Origin of the sequence: Neisseria dentiae, from assembly GCF_014055005.1 — a bacterium.
Lineage (GTDB): Bacteria > Pseudomonadota > Gammaproteobacteria > Burkholderiales > Neisseriaceae > Neisseria > Neisseria dentiae.
The window spans coordinates 1,161,348-1,179,976 of record NZ_CP059570.1 but is presented as its reverse complement, the minus strand read 5'-3'; the positions used below and the strand labels follow the sequence as shown (position 1 = coordinate 1,179,976).

Genomic DNA, 18,629 nt, shown 5'->3' with positions numbered 1-18,629 from the left:
ATCAAAAATGAATCATCAATTCGATATCGCCGTGATCGGCGCAGGCCCTTCCGGCTCGGTGGCGGCGGCCTTGCTCAACAAAAAAGGCTTCAAAGTGTGCGTGCTGGAAAAGCAGCATTTTCCGCGCTTCGTTATCGGCGAGAGCCTGTTGCCGCACTGTATGGAAATGCTTGAAGAAGCGGGCTTTTTAGCAGCGGTAGAAGCCGAGCCTTCATTTCAGTTTAAAAACGGCGCGGCGTTCACTTGGGGCAGCCGCTACACTTATTTCGATTTCACCGATAAGTTTTCAGACGGCCCGGGCACCACGTTTCAAGTACGCCGCGCGTTGTTTGACAAGATTCTGATCGACGAAGCGGCCAAACAGGGTGTGGAAGTGCGTTTCGGCCACGGCGTCACCGCGTTTGACGGCAGCGGCGAGGAGGCGGTGTTAAGCGTGGAAACCGACGGTGGCGAAACCTATCGCCTGAACGCCCGTTTCGTGCTCGATGCCAGCGGCTATGGCCGCGTGCTGCCGCGCCTGTTGGACTTGGAAACGCCTTCCGACCTGCCGCCGCGCATCGCCCACTTCACCCACATCGAAGACAACATCACCAACCCGAAATTCGACCGCAACAAAATCCTGATCACCACCCACCCGCAGCACCGCGACGTGTGGTTGTGGACGATTCCGTTCGGCGACAACCGCTGTTCCATCGGCGTGGTCGGCACGCTCGACAAACTGGCCGGCGATTCGGAAACCGTGCTGAAAAAATTTGCGCTCGAATGCCCGATGCTGGCCGAAGTGCTGGAAAACGCGGTGTGGGAAAACGAATTCCCGTTCCGCAGCATACAAGGCTATTCGGCCAACGTGAAATCTTTATACGACAAGCGTTTTGCGCTGTTGGGCAATGCTTCCGAGTTTCTCGATCCGGTGTTTTCGTCGGGCGTAACCATCGCCATGCACTCGGCCAAACTGGCGGCCGACCTGCTGGCCAAACAGCTGAGAGGCGGCGAAGCCGACTGGCAGCGCGAGTTTGCCGAACCACTGATGCAGGGCGTGGATACGTTCCGCACTTATGTAACGGGCTGGTATGATACCCGCTTCCAGGACGCCATTTACGCGCCCGACCGCAGCGCCGACATCAGCCGCATGATTTCGTCGATTCTGGCGGGCTATGCGTGGGATACGGCCAACCCGTTCGTGGAAAAACACGCCCGCCGCTTAGACGCGCTTGCCGCGATGGTGGGCAGGCAGGCGCTGGTTTGATGCGTTTTGTTTAACCGGCCTGCGGCCTGAAAACCGTTTCAGGCCGTCTGAAAGAGGAGTTGGATATGAACAAACACCTGATTGCCTTAACCGCCGCATTCGTGCTCGCCGCGTGCAGTAGCGGCGTGCCCAAACCGCAAACGCTGCCGCAGTTTCAAAGCGGCGGCGGCTGGTTCCAGCTCGAGCAGCGCGATGCCGCAGGCAATGTTGTTCAAAGCAGCCTGCTGGCGGTAGAGCAGGGGGCAGACGGCGTGCGCTTCGTGCAAACCGATCCGCTGGGCGCGCCGCTGTCGCGGCAGGTGTTAAGCAAAAAAGGCTGGCGCAACGACGGCTTCGTGATGCCCAACGCCTCCGCCCGCCGCCTGTTTGCCGCCATGCTGCCGCTGTTTGCCGCCGACGGCGCGGCGGTTTACCTGGGCTTGCAGCGCAGCCGTGCCGAAAACGGCGAATGTTTCAGCCAAAAGGGCCGCACATTGTGGTGTAGCGCGCAAACCGGGAACGGCTGGTTGGTAACGTTTCCCGACCAAACGAAATGGTCGGTGGTGCCGATTCGGGACTAATCCGCCGTTTGCACGGCGGCCGTTATGCGCCGCACCGTGCCGGACGATTATCTGACCAATTAAAAATATATATATGAACACACCCGTTTATCTTTCACCTCCCGCCGTCACCAGCGCATTGGGCGACGGCTTGGCCGGGCATATCGATGCCCTGTTGAACCCTGCCGCCGGTTCGCCGTTAACGTTTTCCGACCGATGGGTTAACGGCAAAACCTATGCTTTCGGGGCGGTTCAACACGGGCTGCGGCCGTTTCCGCAAGATTTGCCCGCCTTGTTTTGCAGCCGCAACAACCAGTTGCTTTGGCACGCGCTGGCGCAAATCGAACCGCAAATCGAGGCAGCCAAAGCACGTTTCGGTGCGGGGCGGGTAGCCGTTGTGTTGGGCACTTCAACCAGCGGCGTAGATGAAAACATCGAAATGTTCCGGCAGGTGTCGCAGGGTGCGGCGTGGCAGGAAGTAACGTTCAAGCAGGCGCAGCAGCGAATGGATGCGCCTGCGGAATTCGTGGCCGAAGTGTACGGCCTGAAAAACCTGAATTATGTGGTTTCCACAGCCTGCACATCGGGGGCGCGTGCCCTGATCAGCGCCGCCCGCCTGCTGCGCGCGGGTTTGTGCGATGCCGTGGTGTGCGGCGGGGCGGATACGCTGTCGCCGTTAACCATCAACGGCTTCGCTTCGCTGGAAGTGCTCTCGGACGGGCTGGCCAATCCGTTTTCGGCCAACCGCGACGGTATCAATATCGGCGAAGCCGCCGCCGTATTCGTGATGACGCGCGAAGCAGGTTTTTCTAACGGCCTGCCGCTGCTCGGTTACGGCGCCAGCAGCGATGCCTATCATATGTCGTCGCCCCGTCCCGACGGTTTGGGCGCGGTGCAGGCATTTCAAACGGCCTTAACTCATGCCGGCGTGCGTGCGGTCGACATCGGTTGGATCAACCTGCACGGCACCGGCACGCAGCATAACGACAGCATGGAAAGCATCGCCGTGAACGAAGTGTTCGGCAGCACCACGCCTTGCACCTCCACCAAACCGCTTACCGGCCACACCCTAGGCGCCGCCGGCGCGATTGAGGCCGCCTTTCTCTGGGGTATGGTCAGCCGCGAATACAACCCCGAGGGCAGGCTGCCGCCGCAATTGTGGGACGGCACGGCCGACGAAGCCCTGCTGCGCATCGGCCTGACCGGCCGCGAAAGCCGCTGGCCGCACGGCCGCCGCATAGGCGCCAGCTCGTCGTTTGCTTTCGGCGGCAGTAATGCGGTAGTTATCATCAGTGAATAATATTTGACGGATAATTAAAAGTAGAAAAAAGTGTTTTGTTAAGATTTCAACCTGTTTGATATAAAGCAACAACCTGCAACATAGTGCGGAAAAGCGCGCATCCTTATTTTATGAATATGTTAATATTTCGCGTAATTTAAAAAACAGTTAAATAAATTTTCATTTTTATCTGATTGAATTTTTTATTTAGTTTTATTTTATGTTGAAATTGTTAATCTAGTAAGGAAGCGCCATGAAACAGCTGAAAACGTTTCTAATTTGGGGCTTGGTGGTATTGGTTGGCGTTGCAGCCTTTACCACACTGGCCCTGCATCGCGGCGAACATGTGAATGTGGTGTGGATGATTGTTGCCGCTGTGTCTGTATATTGTATTGCTTACCGGTTTTACAGCCTTTACATCGCAAAAAACATCCTTGAGCTGGACAGCGAGCGTATGACGCCGGCAGAGCGCCATAACAACGGTGTGGATTATGTGCCTACCCGTAAGGGCGTATTGTTCGGCCACCACTTTGCCGCCATCGCCGGCGCGGGGCCGCTGGTCGGCCCGGTGCTTGCCGCGCAAATGGGTTACCTGCCCGGCACGTTGTGGATTATCTTCGGCGTGGTATTGGCCGGTGCGGTGCAGGATATGATGGTGCTGTTTGTGTCGATGCGCCGCGACGGTAAATCGCTCGGCGACATTGTGAAGCAGGAACTCGGCACCACTGCCGGTATTATTGCCTCTATCGGTATTTTGATGATTATGATCATCATCACTTCCGTGCTGGCGCTGATTGTGGTGAAGGCACTAACCCACAGCCCGTGGGGCACGTTCACCATTGTCGTTACCGTGCCGATTGCGCTGACCATGGGCATTTACAGCCGCTATATCCGCCCCGGCAAAATCGGTGAAATCGCTATTGTCGGCTTTATCGCCCTGATGCTGGCGGTGATTTACGGCGATGTGGTGGCGCAAAGCTCTATCGGGCACTGGTTTGACCTCAATGGCGTGCAACTGGCTATTTTTATGATGGCCTACGGCACCATTTCTTCTTTGCTGCCGGTATTGCTGTTGATGACCCCGCGCGACTTTCTTTCTACTTTCCTGAAAATCGGCACGATTATGGTGCTGGCGTTTGGCATTATCATAGTAGGGCCTGAGCTGCGTATGCCTGCCGTAACGCACTTCATCGACGGCTCCGGCCCGGTGTTTTCCGGCAAGCTGTTTCCTTTTCTGTTTATCACCATCGCCTGCGGTGCCGTTTCCGGTTTCCATGCCCTGATTTCTTCAGGCACCACGCCGAAAATGGTTGAAAACGAAACCCATGTGCGCATGATCGGTTACGGCGGCATGTTGATGGAAAGCTTTGTGGCGATTATGGCGCTGGCCGCTGCCGCTTCGCTCGACCCCGGCGTATATTTCGCCATGAACAGCCCCACCGCGCTGATCGGAACCGACCCGGCCACGGCGGCGCAAGCCATCACCACCCATTTGCAGATTCCGGTTGATGCTGCCACGCTGGCCAATACGGCACGCGAAGTGGGCGAGCATACCATTCTTTCCCGTGCGGGTGGTGCTCCTACGCTGGCGGTGGGCATGGCACATATCATGAGCCGTTTGATTCCCGGCGAAACCATGATGGCTTTCTGGTATCACTTTGCGCTGTTGTTCGAAGCATTATTCATTCTTACCGCCGTTGATGCCGGTACCCGCGTATCACGCTTTATGTATCAGGATTTGCTCGGTATTTTTATCAAACCGTTGGGTAATTCCGGCAATATTCCCGCCAACTTGGTTGCTACCGTGCTGGCCGTGGGTTCGTGGGGTTATTTTCTCTACACAGGCGTAACCGATCCGTTGGGCGGCATCAACTCATTATGGCCTCTGTTCGGCATCGGTAACCAGATGCTTGCCGGTATTGCTTTGATTATGGTGAGCGTGGTGTTGGTGAAAATGAAAAAAGACCGTTTTGTGTGGGTATCGCTTATCCCGGCTCTCGGCCTTTTGGTAGTTACCACCGTGGCGTGCCTGCAAAAACTGTTTGAATCTGATACGCGCGTGAGCTTTATCGCCCATGCGGCGCAATATCGCGAAGCCGCCGCAGCCGGAAAAATTTTGGCGCCGGCCAAAGATCTGGCGCAGATGAATCAGATTGTGCTTAACGATTATGTCAATTCCGGCCTGGCGGTGGCGTTTCTCGCCGTGGTGCTTTTTATCGCGGTTTACGGTTTGAGAGTGGCCTTGAAAGCGCGGAAAGTTGCCTGGCCTACCGCTAAGGAGGTTCCCGCAGTTTACCGCAACGAGGTGCAAACCCATGAAGCACAAAGCTGATAATGCAGGCCGTCTGAAAGCCTTTTGTAAAAAGATTCGTATTTTCGCCTACTATAGTGAATTAAAATAAGAATTCCGAACTTTACTCCCCCTTACCAGCAGAAAAAAATGGCCTACCCGATAGAACTCCGACAAAAAGCAATCGAATATTACCGGCAATGCCAAAATGCAAGCCAAGTCTGCCGTGTATATGGTATCAGCGACAAAACGCTGAGCAGTTGGCTGCGACTCTATGAACAAACAGGTTCACTGGCGCATCAAGTCAAAGGTGGTAATGCCACAAAAATAGACAGGCAACAGCTTTCAGACTATCTCGAACAGCATCCTGATGCCTACCTGCACGAAATCGCAGAACATTTAGGGTGCAGCGCCCCAAATGTCAGCTACCTGCTCAAAGTCATGGGCATCACACGAAAAAAAAGACCACCACATACAAAGAACAAAAACCCGAACAAGTAGCCGCTTATCAACAAGCATTGAGCCAATATACTGACTATCAAGCAGTTTTTCTTGATGAAACAGGGTTCGACACCTTTTTTTACCGCCCTTACGCTTACTCGAAAAAAGGCGTACCCGTCAAAGCACAAATCAGCGGCAGAAAATACCAACGTATTTCATTGGTTGCGGCACAAATCCAAGGTAAAGGCAGCCTGATTGCCCCCATGACCTATTGTGGCACCATGGACGGCAGCCTGTTCGAAGCATGGTTTGAGCAAATGCTGCTGCCCGAACTGACGGAGAGATCCGTCATCATTATGGACAATGCCCGTTTCCACCGTATGGCGGTTTTGACTGAAATGGCGCAGAAGCAGGGACATAAAGTATTGCCCCTTGCTCCTTATTCACCCGAGCTTAATCCGATTGAAAAGGTATGGGCGAATATTAAAAAGCATTTGCGGAAAGTTTTACCTGCCGTGGGAGATTTTATGACTGCACTGCTACGTAGTTCTTATTTTAATTGACTATATATGGCAGGCATTCCGGATTACGATTATTACGTTATGCAGCAGCGTAGGCATAACTCCGCCGCTCCGGTGATGACCGAATCCGAGTTTCTCGACTATTGCCACAACAGGCGTAACGGCCGCTGCTGTTAATGCTGGTTCATGCCGAACAAACACCTCGCTGGATGCGGGGTGTTTTTTTGCCGCGTATTTTTCATTGCTGCTTTATGAAACCGTCGGCTGCGGATACTGTTTTCAGACGGCCTCGGCAAACATCAAATTATTGTCTCGCAATATTTCTGTGGCATTTTAGTTTTAGCAGGGTTTTATTCATTTCGATTTTGACCTGACTCAAACAGGCTACATTTCTTTTTGTTAAAACCCCACATCATTTTGTACAAATATGTTAGTCTTGCGCTGCTTCATAAAATATTACATCACATTACATTTTTATTAACGAGCTTCCAAGTTTTAAATTTATTTTATCCACTCTCAACAACCCCGTGAGGTCTTTATGAAACAGCTTAAATCGTTTCTACTGTGGGGCATTGTGGTATTGGTCGGTTTAGCCGCATTTACCACATTAGCCCTGAGTCGCGGCGAGCAGGTTAATGCGGTATGGATGGTTATCGCCGCCGTTTCCGTTTACTGCATCGCCTACCGTTTTTACAGCCTGTATATTGCCAAAAACGTAGCGCAACTCGATGCCAACCGGCTTACCCCTGCCGAGCGGCATAACGACGGTTTGGACTATGTGCCCACCCATAGAGGCGTATTGTTCGGCCACCACTTCGCCGCCATCGCCGGTGCGGGACCGCTGGTCGGTCCGGTGCTTGCCGCACAAATGGGTTATCTGCCCGGCACGCTGTGGATTATCTTCGGCGTGGTATTCGCCGGTGCCGTTCAAGATATGATGGTGCTATTCGTGTCGATGCGCCGTGACGGCAAATCGCTGGGCGATATCGTAAAACAGGAGCTGGGCACGGTGGCCGGCGTGATTGCATCCATCGGTATTCTGATGATTATGGTTATCATCATGGCCGTGTTGGCGCTGATTGTGGTCAAAGCGCTGGTACACAGCCCGTGGGGCACATTTACCATCGCCGCCACCATTCCGATTGCACTGTTTATGGGTATCTACACCCGTTACATCCGCCCCGGCAAAATCGGCGAGATTTCGATTGTCGGCTTTATCCTGCTGATGTGCGCGATTGTGTTCGGTGAAGACGTGGCGCAAAGCTCGTTTGCCCATATTTTCGATATGGACGGCGTGCAGCTCACTTGGGCCATTATGATTTACGGCTTCGTAGCCGCCGTATTGCCGGTTTGGCTGCTGCTGACCCCGCGTGATTATCTTTCCACCTTCCTGAAAATCGGCACGATTATCGCATTGGCTATCGGTATCGTGATTGTCGGCCCCGCTTTGCAGATGCCGGCGGTAACCAAGTTCATCGACGGCACCGGCCCCGTATTCTCGGGCGACCTGTTTCCCTTCCTGTTTATCACCATCGCCTGTGGTGCCGTTTCCGGTTTCCATGCCCTGATTTCTTCAGGCACCACGCCGAAAATGGTTGAAAACGAAACCCATGTGCGCATGATCGGTTACGGCGGCATGTTGATGGAAAGCTTTGTGGCGATTATGGCGCTGGCCGCTGCCGCTTCGCTCGACCCCGGCGTATATTTCGCCATGAACAGCCCCACCGCGCTGATCGGCACCGATGCCGCCAATGCCGCACAAGTGATTACCAACCAGTTGGGCTTCCCCGTGCAAGAAGCCACCTTGCTGCAAATGGCGAAAGACGTGGGCGAGCATACTATTCTTTCCCGCGCAGGCGGTGCCCCCACATTGGCGGTCGGCATGGCCAATATCATGAGCCAGCTGATTTCCGGCCCCGGCATGATGGCTTTCTGGTATCACTTCGCACTCTTGTTTGAAGCGCTGTTCATCTTAACCGCCGTTGATGCGGGCACCCGCGTGGCGCGCTTTATGATTCAAGATTTAGGCGGCATTTTCATCAAACCTTTCGGTAATACCGACAGCCTGCCTGCCAACCTGATTGCCACCTTGATGGCCGTAGGCTTGTGGGGATACTTCCTTTACACCGGCGTAACCGATCCCTTGGGCGGCATCAACTCTTTATGGCCGCTGTTCGGTATCGGCAACCAAATGCTGGCCGGCGTGGCGTTGATTATGGTGAGTGTGGTGTTGGTGAAAATGAAGCGCGAACGCTATGTATGGGTGTCGTTGGTGCCCGCACTGCTGCTGCTGTTTGTAACCTGCTATGCCAGCTTGCAAAAACTGTTCCACAGCGATCCGAAAATCGGTTTCTTGTCGCACGCGGCCAAATTCAACGAAGCCGCTTCGCGCGGCGAAGTGCTGGCTCCCGCCAAAGATCTCGCCCAAATGAGCCGCATCGCCTTCAACGACTATGTAAACTCAGGTTTGACCGTGATTTTCCTGTCGGTAGTGGTAATCGTGGCCGTATACGGATTGCGTGTTGCCCTGAAAGCGCGTAAAGTGGCTTGGCCCACCGCCAAAGAAGTTCCGCCTGTTTACCGTAACGAGGTTCAGCAAAATGAATCCTAACCTGTTGCAACGCATCAAGCGTGCTTGGAAAACCGCCCGCCTTACCGCCGGCCTGATGGCCGGAATGCCGGACTATCAAAACTATGTGGCCCGGCAACGCAAGCATAACCCCAATGCACCGGTGATGACTGAGTTGCAGTTTCAAGATTATTGCAGCAAGCGCCGCAGCGGTGCTTCCGGCGGTCGTTGTTGCTGAATAATCTTTGGTTGGAAAAACACCCCGCACGGTTTTGTTCGGGGTGTTTTTTTCAGACGGCCTGCAACTGGCATCGTTTAAATGTTTTTACAATTCAATTTATTGATATTTTCAGTGAAAAAAACGGCGTAAAAATATTGACACTTTCCAAAGTCGCGCTATAATGCACGCTTCTTCCCCGATAGCTCAGTCGGTAGAGCGACGGACTGTTAATCCGCAGGTCCCTGGTTCGAGCCCAGGTCGGGGAGCCAAATAAAAAACCGCCCAAGTGATTTAAACTTGGGCGGTTTTGCTTCATCTGCTTTTGGCAAAAGTATTAGAGCGTGTTGTCGAGGGCGTTGCGGTGGTGTTTTGGTTGGAATCCGCATCTGCGGCATTAAAAATACGCACAAGATGTCCAATCTTGCTGTGCTTTTTGCCCGGTATCTGCAGATTTTTCCTCAAAAATCCGCTTCACAAGCCTGTCGGTGGTTTAACCTAATCGTTGCCTGTTTTGAGATACTCGGATCAAACCGGAGAATGACTTATGGTTTTTCTTGGGTTGGCTGACTATACTTGAAATTTCGTTTGTTTCGTTTTCAGACGGCCTTTTTCTCAGCGTGTCTGCAATATCATGCTTACGGGGCTTGCCAAGCGGGCAGCCAAAGAGTATTTTTCATATTTTTTCATATATAACCATCAACCACCCGAAAGTATCCATCATGGCAAGAGAAGTTCCCGCCGTATTCGGCAGCGTTTTCCATAAAGATATGCCGGTATTGGCTTTTGAAAACGGCGCATGGCAGGGCGTGCGCTGGCAGCCTTCCGATAATTTGCAACTGACCCCCGGTGCGCACTGCCTGCATTACGGCAGCGAATGCTTCGAGGGTTTGAAGGCCTTCCGCCAGCAAGACGGCAGTATTGTGTTGTTCCGTCCCGATGCGAATATCGCCCGTATGCAGCAGAGTGCGAAACTGTTGAGTCTGCCCGTGCCTGAAACCGAGGCTTTTCGCAATGCCTTGATCGAACTGGTGGCGCGCGCCGCTGATGAAATCCCCGATGCACCCGCTTCGTTGTATTTGCGCCCGACTTTAATCGGCACCGATCCGGTTATCGGTAAGGCGGCGGCCGGTTCGGACAATGCCGTTCTATATATTTTGGCCTCTCCGGTGGGCGATTATTTTAAAGCCGGTTCGCCGATGAAGCTTTTGGTGGAAACGGAGCATATGCGCTGTGCCCCGCATATGGGCCGTGTGAAATGCGGCGGCAACTATGCTTCGGCGTTGCCGTGGGTAACCAAAGCACGCGAAGAACACGGTGCGCACCAAGTGCTGTTCTGCCCGAACGGCGACGTGCAGGAAACGGCGGCGGCAAATTTTGCTTTGATTAAGGGCGATGAAATCATCACCAAGCCGTTAACCAGCGAATTTTTGCACGGTGTAACCCGCGATTCGGTGTTGAAAGTGGCGCGCGACATGGGCTATCAAATCAGCGAGCGCAATTTCACCGTAGAAGAGCTGCGTGAAGCTGTGGAAAACGGTGCGGAAGCGATTCTAACCGGCACGGCGGCGGTGATCTCTCCGGTTACTTCTTTTGTGATAGGCGGCAAAGAAATCGCCGTTGCCGGCCAAGAGCGCGGCACCGCCATCCGTAAAGCGGTTACCGATATCCAATACGGCCTGGCCGAAGACCGTTACGGTTGGTTGGTTAAAGTGGCATAAGGTTTGTTGGCATAAAGCGGCCGTCTGAAAAATACCAAACTTTCAGACGGCCTTTTGGTCTGTGTAGCAGGCATCAGGCCGTCTGAAACCATCAACGCAACCCGAATGATTAATTAATGAATAATATTCAAATTCCCTGGGGGCAGATTCTGCTCTATCTGCACACCGCCGCCGCATTGGCCTGCGTGGTGCGCGTGCTTTACAAACAACGCAACACCGGCACGGCGTTTGCGTGGCTGATTATCCTGTTTATGTTTCCGCTGTTCGGTGTGATTGCCTATCTGATGTTGGGCGAACCGCGCCTCGGTTTGGCGCGTGCCAAGCGGGCGGCTGAGATGAACCGCTTCTACGGCGAGTTTGCCGAGCGTTATCTGGCCGATATCGATTTAGACGTTACCAACGACATCCGCCCGCGTTACCGGGGTATTGCCAAAGTGGCTGCGGATGCCACCGGCTTGGGTGCCACCCGCAACAACGCCATGACGCTGCTTTCCACCACCGACGAAATCGTTGATGCCATGTTGGCCGATATACGCGCGGCCGAACAGTCGTGCCTGTTGGCGTTTTACATCATCGACCCGCAGGGCAGAATCGAAACGCTGCTCAATACGGTAATCGAAGCGGCAGAGCGGGGGGTGGATTGTGCGGTGTTGGCCGATGCGGTGGGCAGCCACGGATTTTTCAACAGCGGCTGGGTAGAAAAACTGCGTGCTGCCGGCATCGAAGTACACGCTGCGCTGCCGGTGGGGCCGATGCACACGCTGTTTACCCGCAGCGATTTGCGCAACCACCGCAAGATTTTGATTGTCGATAAAAAAATCGGTTACACCGGCAGCTATAATCTGGTTGATCCGCGTTTTTTCAAACAAAACTCGGGTGTGGGCGAATGGGTGGACGTGATGATGCGCTGCACCGGCCCGATGGTGCTGGAAATGACGGCCGTGTTTTATGCCGACTTGGCGGTAGAAAATGATGGCAATCTGGCCAGCGTGCAGCAATATTTGAGCGGTTACACCGAGATTATCCCCGCCATGCTGCCCGACAAAATGCGCGCAGGCAATGTTGCCGCCCAAGTGATACCATCGGCGCCGGACCAGGGTGAACGGGTAATCTACGAGACCATTATCAGCGCCATTTATTCCGCCACCCGCAAAATCGTCATCACCACGCCGTATTTCGTGCCCGACGATCCGCTGCTGATGGCGCTCACCACCGCCGCCAAGCGCGGGGTGGACGTTACCCTGATATTGCCGGCCAAAGTAGATTCGCTGATGGTGCGCTACGCATCGCGCGCCTATTACCCCATGTTGTTGAAAGCGGGGGTGAAAATCGCCCTGTTTGAAGGCGGGCTGCTGCACGCCAAAACCATGACCATCGACGAGGGCTACACGCTCTTCGGCACGGTGAATATGGATATGCGCAGCTTCTTTCTGAACCTTGAAATCAGCCTGGCGGTTTACGATAAAACCATCACCGGCCAGGTGATTGATTTGCAGCAGCAATATCTGGGCAGCAGCCGTTATGTGAGCATAAAAGGCTGGCAGCAGCGCGCCAGATGGTGGGGGCTGGTGGAAAACACCGTGCGCCTGATGAGTCCGTTGTTGTGATGCAGAAATGATATTGAGGGTGAGACCTTTGCAAAATTTGTTTGGGTCATTTGAAACACCCGATTATCGTCATTCCCGCGTAGGCGGGAATCCGGTCTTTTAAAATTAACTGATTTTGGATTTCAATGGCTTGTGAAAACTACACTGGATTCCCGCCTACGCGGGAATGACGAGATACACACGTTTTCAAGTTTAAATTGGTTTTTTGCAAAGGTCTCAGGCCGTCTGAAAACACGTTGCGCAGAAACTACGCAACGTGTTTTCAGACGGCCTCAAGTTTGGTTAACAAGTGCAACACTGATGCTATATAAAGTGTAAATTAACATTTATTTACAAACTGGCGCCCTGTATAGATAGCATGAAACCGATTCTGTTGCTGCCGTAGCAGCTTACAAAATCGTTCTCTTCGAGTTAATCATTTTGTTTCGTTATATACTTTTGCACGGCCGGTTTGCAGCAGGGCAGGGGGCTTGTTGCGAGACATTCTTATCGCCAGGCAAGATATTGTTTTGCGGCGGCAAACTGTTTTTGAGGGGGCTTCAAGCACAAACCGACAAGCGGATTCGTTCTCGGCGTGTGCGGTTGTAATGGGTGGGCAGAACGTCATCGCAAGCGGCTTGTCAAGACTGGTAGTGTTTTTTGAAATACAGTATATTGTGTCTCTCTCAACGCAACACTACCGTATCTTGTGTTTTTGCCCAATTTTAGGATAAGCCGATGAACGCACCCACCAACCTGAAAGTAACCAAGCGCGACGGGCGTTTGGAAGAAATAGACCTGTATAAAATCCACCGCGTGATCAACTGGGCGGCGGAAGGGTTGAATAATGTTTCCGTATCGCAGGTGGAGCTGAAATCGCATATCCAGTTTTACAACGGCATCCGCACCGACGACATCCACGAAACCATCATCAAGGCCGCAGCCGACCTGATTTCTCAGGAAACGCCCGATTACCAATACCTGGCCGCCCGCTTGGCGATTTTCCACCTGCGCAAAATCGCCTACGGCCAATTCGAGCCGCCCCACCTTTACGACCATGTTGCCAAGCTCACCGAAGCAGGCAAATACGACCGCCACCTGCTGGCCGATTACAGCCGCGAAGAGTTCGACGAACTGAATGCCTATATCGACCACGATCGCGATATGGCCTTTTCTTACGGCGCAGTCAAGCAGCTCGAAGGCAAATATCTGGTGCAAAACCGCGTTACCCGCCAAATCTACGAAACCCCGCAGTTTCTGTATGTATTGGTGGCGATGTGCCTGTTTGCCAAATACCCGAAAGCCACCCGCCTCGATTATGTGAAACGCTTTTACGATGCCGTTTCCACCTTCAAAATTTCCCTGCCCACGCCGATTATGAGCGGCGTGCGCACGCCCACGCGCCAATTTTCGAGCTGCGTGTTGATCGAGTGCGACGACAGCCTCGATTCCATCAACGCCACCACCAGCGCCATTGTGAAATACGTTTCCCAACGCGCGGGCATCGGCATCAACGCCGGCCGCATCCGCGGTTTGGGCAGCGAAATCCGCGGCGGCGAGGCGCAGCACACCGGCTGCATCCCGTTCTTCAAAATGTTCCAGGCCGCCGTTAAATCCTGCTCGCAAGGCGGCGTGCGCGGCGGTGCGGCCACCTTGTTTTACCCCTTGTGGCATATCGAAGTGGAAAGCCTGCTGGTGCTGAAAAACAACCGCGGCGTAGAAGACAACCGCGTGCGCCATCTCGATTACGGCGTGCAGATTAACCGTCTGCTCTATACCCGCCTGATTAAAGGCGGCGACATCGCTCTGTTTTCACCGCACGAAGTGCCCGGCCTGTATGACGCCTTTTTCGCCGACCAAGACGAGTTCGAGCGCCTCTATACCCAATACGAGCAAGACCCCGCCGTCCGCAAGCGCGTGGTGCCCGCCACCGAGCTGTTTTCGTTGTTGATGCAGGAACGCGCCGGCACCGGCCGCATCTACATCCAAAACGTCGACCACTGCAACACCCACAGCCCGTTCGACCCGAAAGTGGCACCGGTGCGCCAGTCCAACCTGTGTTTGGAAATCGCGTTGCCGACCAAGCCCTTAAACGACATCAACGACGAAAACGGTGAAATCGCCCTGTGCACCCTGTCGGCCTTCAACCTCGGCGCGCTGGAAAACCTGAACGAACTCGAAGGCTTGGCCGATTTGGCCGTGCGCGCGCTGGATGCCTTGCTCGATTATCAAGACTATCCCGTCAAAGCCGCCTACCACGCCACCATGAACCGCCGCACGTTAGGCATCGGCGTGATCAACTACGCCTATTATCTGGCCAAAAACGGCGTGAAATACAGCGACGACTCCGCCATCGCCTTAACCCACCGCACTTTTGAGGCGATTCAGTATTACCTGCTCAAAGCTTCGGTGCAACTTGCCCAAGAATTCGGCGCCTGCCCGGCGTTTAACGAAACCACCTACGCACAAGGCAAACTGCCCGTCGACACCTACAAAAAGGATTTGGACACCATCTGCCAAGAGCAGCTGCATCTCGATTGGGAGGGTTTGCGTGCCGACATTGTCAAACACGGCCTGCGCAACTCCACCCTAACCGCACTGATGCCGTCTGAAACCAGCTCGCAAATCGCCAACGCCACCAACGGCATCGAGCCGCCGCGCGGACTGGTTTCGGTAAAAGCCTCGAAAGACGGCATTTTGAAACAGGTGGTGCCCGAATTCGAGCGCCTGAAAAACCAATACGAATTGTTGTGGCAGATGCCTTCCAACGACGGCTACCTGAAACTCGTGGGCGTGATGCAGAAGTTTGTCGATCAGGCCATTTCCGCCAATACCAGCTACGACCCGCAACGCTTCGAAGGCGGCCGCGTGCCGATGAAGCAGCTGCTGAAAGACCTGCTCACCGCCTACAAATTCGGCCTGAAAACCCTGTATTACCATAATACCCGCGACGGTGCCGACGATACTCAGACCGATATCCAAGATGACGGCTGCGTGGGCGGAGCATGTAAGATTTAAGCAAAGGGAAAGATTTCAGACGGCCTTTGAAATTGAGAGGCTGTTTAAAAGGAAAATTTAATTATTTCAACAATTTAAAAAGATAGAAAAATGTCGAAGCCAAAGATTAGTTTAAATAAACTAGGTGAGTATTTAGATGCTACGCCATCTCGCCGTAGAAGAATAATTCAAGACCAACAAAATCCAGAGCCATTTATTACCACTCGTTATCAAGATGCAAGAGAGGGTATCATTAATTTTATTGCTGGGGGAATGGTTGATGACGCAAAATTATTAGAATCTGCACAGGAGTTAAGAGAAAATCACTACCCCACTCCTTTTGTTCAGCAAGATAAGAGAGCCTCGGCAGAAGCAATGGAGCAATTCTTAGATATTGCAGACAATATTGATATAGATGGATTAAGAGTTGAGAGAATAGACAAAACACAATCATCCATTATGGAAGTGGCAGGAGTAGATGTTTCTATTCGTCCCGATGCTATCTTAAAAGATGAAAAAACAGGTCGAATAAAGGGGGCGATTAAACTTCATTTTTCTAAAACACATCCCTTGAATGAAAAGTCAGCAGGCTATGTTGCAACTACGCTGAAAGTATATTTAGAAAATGAAAATAAGGAATCAACTATTGATCCCAAAAAATGTTATTTAATTGATATTCCTACTGCTAAAGCTACAACTGCTTCCAAAGCTCATAAGAAAAAGATGAATGATGTCGAAGCTGCTTGTGAAGAAATTGATGCTAGATGGAAAAAAGAAGAGGCATAAATATTGGAAGTTATCTTTAAAATGAATGTAAGTTCAATTTATTTTTTAGATAATGTTACTTTGTTTTAAAGAGAATCCTATCATGTCCTGCGAACACCTAATTATGTCATACAGCACATTCAGCAAAGAAAAAAACAACGCTTTAACCGAGCCGATGTTTTTCGGCAAGCCGGTGAATGTGGCGCGTTATGACCAGCAGAAATATGAAATTTTTGAAAAGCTGATTGAAAAGCAGCTGTCGTTTTTCTGGCGGCCGGAAGAAATCGATGTGTCGCGCGACCGTATCGATTACCAAAACCTGCCCGAGCATGAAAAGCATATTTTTATCAGCAACTTAAAATACCAAACCCTGCTCGATTCGATTCAGGGGCGCAGCCCCAATGTGGCGCTGCTGCCGTTGGTGTCGATTCCCGAACTGGAAACGTGGATTGAAACCTGGAGCTTCAGCGAAACCATCCACTCGCGCAGCTATACCCATATTATCCGCAATATCGTCAACGACCCGTCGGTGGTGTTCGACGATATCGTCGATAACGAATACATCATCGCCCGCGCCGAAGATATTGCCTGTTACTACGATGATTTGATCGAATACACGCAGTATTACAACCTGTTCGGCGAAGGCGAGCACCGTTTCGACGGCAAAACCGTGCGCGTGAGCCTGCGCGAGTTGAAGAAAAAATTGTATTTGTGCCTGATGTGCGTCAACGTGCTGGAGGCCATCCGCTTTTATGTGTCGTTTGCCTGCTCGTTCGCTTTTGCCGAGCGCGAGCTGATGGAGGGCAACGCCAAAATCATCAAACTGATTGCGCGCGACGAAGCCCTGCACCTTACCGGCACACAGCATATGCTGAACCTGATGCGCAGCGGCGCAGACGATGCGGAGATGGCGGAAATCGCTGCCGAGCTGGAGCAGGAATGTTTCGAGCTGTTTAAAAAAGCCGCCTTGCAAGAGAAAGAATGGGCGGAATATCTGTTTAAAGACGGCTCGATGATCGGCCTGAACAAGGAAATTCTCAGCCAATACGTTGATTACATTACCAATCTGCGTATGCAGGCGGTAGGTTTGAAACCGGCGTTTGAAAACGCCACCCAAAACCCGATTCCGTGGATTAACGCGTGGCTGTCGTCCGACAACGTGCAGGTAGCGCCGCAGGAAGTGGAAATTTCGTCTTACCTGATCGGGCAGATTGATGCCGAGGTGAATGCCGACGATTTGGGCGATTTCGAGCTTTAACTTCCACCACAACAAACAGGCCGTCTGAAAACCTGCGGATTGTGCCGTGGATGTTCAGACGGCCTGAAACCTTTTTCAACTTTTTCAAATTGATTGAGGCCGTCTGAAAACAATGCGGCAAACAGGCCACACACAAACGGATTTTTTATGGTTTTAATCACCACACGCGATAAGAGTTTCGAGCTTCGGCAGGGTGAAACCCTGCTGGAGGGGCTGGAGCGTACCGGCCACGAGGTCGAATACCAATGCCGCAGCGGCTATTGCGGCTCTTGCCGCATGAAAATCGTGTCTGGCAGGGTGGAATACGATAACTTTCCGCTGGCGTTTGTCGCGCCGGGCGAAATCCTGCCGTGCTGTTGCCGCGTAACCGAAGCGGTGGAAGTGGACTGCGGTATGCGCGTGCAGGAACCGGATTTGTTTGATGTGGATTTGTTTGAGGAATAGTTACAGGCACGGGGCTTTGCAAAACCCGAAACTTTTGCCGAATCTGTTTGATATGCCGCTGCCTTTCCTGCTATCTTTTTGTTTCTAAAAAAATTTAAGCGGCGCTTTGCAGCACCGCTTAAATTTGCAGCCTTTCAAGAGCCGGCCGGTTTGCCTTTAGCGAGAGGCCTCGGGGGTGGATTCGTCGGTTTTATCCAGTGCATCAAGTTTTTGCTGCGCTTCGCTAACCGCCGCTTCAAGGCTTTGGATGCGTTGTTGGTAGCGCACATAATTCCGTTCGTTGCCGTAGCGCACCTGTTTGCCGTCTTCCAGCGCTTTTTGTGCTTGTTCGAGCTGCCGTTGAGCGGCTTGGCGCTGTACTTGGCCGGCAGGGCGGTTCTCGGGGCGGCTTTCCTGTGCGGGCGCTTGCGGTTGGACGGCGGGTGCAGGTGAGGCCGAATAAAGGCCGACTCTGCCGATGTCTGCTTTTTGGCAGTTGCCGCCGGGGTTTTGCGTGTAAACGCGCTGACCATTTTGAATGCACTCGTAAACCGTGGCGGCTTGTGCAGATAATGCGCCGGCAAAGAGCAGGGCGGCGGCAAGCAGGCGGGTAATATTGTTCATGGTTTGTTTTCCGTAACGTGAAGTGTGCAGTATGCCGTCTGAAAATCAAACGGGCAAGACCGGCGCGCGTTATATGGCGGCTTAAATTTAAAATAGGACAAGGCGACGAAGCCGCCGCAGACAGTACAGATAGTACGGAACCGATTCTGTTGC

14 protein-coding genes, 1 tRNA gene and 1 pseudogene are annotated in these 18,629 nt (G+C 52.8%); 15 read left to right on the top strand and 1 reads right to left on the bottom strand.

Features of this window, described 5'->3' with window-relative positions; all coding sequences use genetic code 11:
• Positions 1–7: 7 nt before the first annotated feature.
• From H3L92_RS05540 to yfaE, 15 genes and pseudogenes are all read left to right on the top strand, one after another.
• Positions 8–1,246 carry an NAD(P)/FAD-dependent oxidoreductase gene (locus H3L92_RS05540; RefSeq protein WP_085364929.1) on the top strand — a complete coding sequence of 413 codons (1,239 nt, stop codon included), beginning with the start codon at positions 8–10 and terminating at the stop codon, positions 1,244–1,246.
• 65 nt (positions 1,247–1,311) lie between these two features.
• Positions 1,312–1,806 carry a hypothetical protein gene (locus H3L92_RS05535; protein WP_085364783.1) on the top strand — a complete coding sequence of 165 codons (495 nt, stop codon included), beginning with the start codon at positions 1,312–1,314 and terminating at the stop codon, positions 1,804–1,806.
• Between the two features lie 73 nt (positions 1,807–1,879).
• Complete coding sequence (locus H3L92_RS05530; protein WP_085364784.1) at positions 1,880–3,085, top strand: beta-ketoacyl-ACP synthase; 1,206 nt, start codon at positions 1,880–1,882, stop codon at positions 3,083–3,085.
• Positions 3,086–3,317: 232 nt separating this feature from the next.
• Positions 3,318–5,396 carry a carbon starvation CstA family protein gene (locus H3L92_RS05525; RefSeq protein ID WP_085364785.1) on the top strand — a complete coding sequence of 693 codons (2,079 nt, stop codon included), beginning with the start codon at positions 3,318–3,320 and terminating at the stop codon, positions 5,394–5,396.
• 108 nt (positions 5,397–5,504) lie between these two features.
• Positions 5,505–6,358, top strand: a protein-coding gene (locus H3L92_RS05520) for an IS630 family transposase (protein WP_115336320.1) whose coding sequence is annotated in 2 segments (ribosomal slippage) — positions 5,505–5,820 and positions 5,820–6,358 — 855 coding nt in all. Because the reading frame shifts where the segments join, the coding sequence is not laid out codon by codon here.
• Positions 6,359–6,364: 6 nt separating this feature from the next.
• Positions 6,365–6,493: pseudogene (locus H3L92_RS05515) on the top strand (CstA-like transporter-associated (seleno)protein); the annotation flags it as partial.
• A 361-nt stretch (positions 6,494–6,854) separates the two neighbouring features.
• Positions 6,855–8,927 carry a carbon starvation CstA family protein gene (locus H3L92_RS05510; protein ID WP_085364787.1) on the top strand — a complete coding sequence of 691 codons (2,073 nt, stop codon included), beginning with the start codon at positions 6,855–6,857 and terminating at the stop codon, positions 8,925–8,927.
• Positions 8,917–9,123: a YbdD/YjiX family protein gene (locus tag H3L92_RS05505; protein ID WP_085364788.1), complete on the top strand. Its 207-nt coding sequence runs from the start codon at positions 8,917–8,919 to the stop codon at positions 9,121–9,123. Before H3L92_RS05510 ends, H3L92_RS05505 begins: the two co-directional genes overlap by 11 nt.
• A 175-nt stretch (positions 9,124–9,298) precedes the next feature.
• Positions 9,299–9,374: transfer RNA gene (locus tag H3L92_RS05500), tRNA-Asn, on the top strand.
• A 450-nt stretch (positions 9,375–9,824) separates the two neighbouring features.
• Positions 9,825–10,823, top strand: a complete 999-nt coding sequence (gene ilvE, locus H3L92_RS05495) for a branched-chain-amino-acid transaminase (RefSeq protein ID WP_085364790.1) — start codon at positions 9,825–9,827, stop codon at positions 10,821–10,823.
• Between the two features lie 116 nt (positions 10,824–10,939).
• The gene (cls, locus tag H3L92_RS05490; protein ID WP_085364791.1) at positions 10,940–12,430 is read left to right on the top strand and encodes a cardiolipin synthase; all 1,491 of its coding nucleotides are present in this window, start codon (positions 10,940–10,942) and stop codon (positions 12,428–12,430) included.
• 717 nt (positions 12,431–13,147) lie between these two features.
• Complete coding sequence (nrdA, locus tag H3L92_RS05485; RefSeq protein ID WP_085364792.1) at positions 13,148–15,427, top strand: class 1a ribonucleoside-diphosphate reductase subunit alpha; 2,280 nt, start codon at positions 13,148–13,150, stop codon at positions 15,425–15,427.
• A 90-nt stretch (positions 15,428–15,517) separates the two neighbouring features.
• Positions 15,518–16,192 carry a hypothetical protein gene (locus H3L92_RS05480; protein ID WP_085364793.1) on the top strand — a complete coding sequence of 225 codons (675 nt, stop codon included), beginning with the start codon at positions 15,518–15,520 and terminating at the stop codon, positions 16,190–16,192.
• Positions 16,193–16,295: 103 nt separating this feature from the next.
• Entirely contained in the window at positions 16,296–17,429 is a 1,134-nt protein-coding gene (nrdB, locus tag H3L92_RS05475) for a class Ia ribonucleoside-diphosphate reductase subunit beta (RefSeq protein ID WP_085364794.1), read from the top strand.
• Positions 17,430–17,576: 147 nt separating this feature from the next.
• A complete protein-coding gene (yfaE, locus tag H3L92_RS05470; protein WP_085364795.1) occupies positions 17,577–17,873 on the top strand; it encodes a class I ribonucleotide reductase maintenance protein YfaE in 297 nt (98 codons plus the stop codon).
• A gap of 156 nt (positions 17,874–18,029) precedes the next feature.
• Here the strand turns inward: yfaE and H3L92_RS05465 are convergent, their stop codons facing one another.
• Positions 18,030–18,476 (bottom strand): hypothetical protein, encoded by a 447-nt coding sequence (locus tag H3L92_RS05465; protein WP_085364796.1) that lies wholly within the window; start codon positions 18,474–18,476, stop codon positions 18,030–18,032.
• Positions 18,477–18,629 lie beyond the last annotated feature (153 nt).

What these genes read in the sequence shown, in the direction of transcription:
- H3L92_RS05540 (WP_085364929.1), top strand. Translation starts at nt 8, where the DNA reads ATGAATCATCAATTCGATATCGCCGTGATCGGCGCAGGCCCTTCCGGC.
- H3L92_RS05535 (WP_085364783.1), top strand. Translation starts at nt 1,312, where the DNA reads ATGAACAAACACCTGATTGCCTTAACCGCCGCATTCGTGCTCGCCGCG.
- H3L92_RS05530 (WP_085364784.1), top strand. Translation starts at nt 1,880, where the DNA reads ATGAACACACCCGTTTATCTTTCACCTCCCGCCGTCACCAGCGCATTG.
- H3L92_RS05525 (WP_085364785.1), top strand. Translation starts at nt 3,318, where the DNA reads ATGAAACAGCTGAAAACGTTTCTAATTTGGGGCTTGGTGGTATTGGTT.
- H3L92_RS05510 (WP_085364787.1), top strand. Translation starts at nt 6,855, where the DNA reads ATGAAACAGCTTAAATCGTTTCTACTGTGGGGCATTGTGGTATTGGTC.
- H3L92_RS05505 (WP_085364788.1), top strand. Translation starts at nt 8,917, where the DNA reads ATGAATCCTAACCTGTTGCAACGCATCAAGCGTGCTTGGAAAACCGCC.
- ilvE (WP_085364790.1), top strand. Translation starts at nt 9,825, where the DNA reads ATGGCAAGAGAAGTTCCCGCCGTATTCGGCAGCGTTTTCCATAAAGAT.
- cls (WP_085364791.1), top strand. Translation starts at nt 10,940, where the DNA reads ATGAATAATATTCAAATTCCCTGGGGGCAGATTCTGCTCTATCTGCAC.
- nrdA (WP_085364792.1), top strand. Translation starts at nt 13,148, where the DNA reads ATGAACGCACCCACCAACCTGAAAGTAACCAAGCGCGACGGGCGTTTG.
- H3L92_RS05480 (WP_085364793.1), top strand. Translation starts at nt 15,518, where the DNA reads ATGTCGAAGCCAAAGATTAGTTTAAATAAACTAGGTGAGTATTTAGAT.
- nrdB (WP_085364794.1), top strand. Translation starts at nt 16,296, where the DNA reads ATGTCATACAGCACATTCAGCAAAGAAAAAAACAACGCTTTAACCGAG.
- yfaE (WP_085364795.1), top strand. Translation starts at nt 17,577, where the DNA reads ATGGTTTTAATCACCACACGCGATAAGAGTTTCGAGCTTCGGCAGGGT.
- H3L92_RS05465 (WP_085364796.1), bottom strand. Translation starts at nt 18,476, where the DNA reads ATGAACAATATTACCCGCCTGCTTGCCGCCGCCCTGCTCTTTGCCGGC.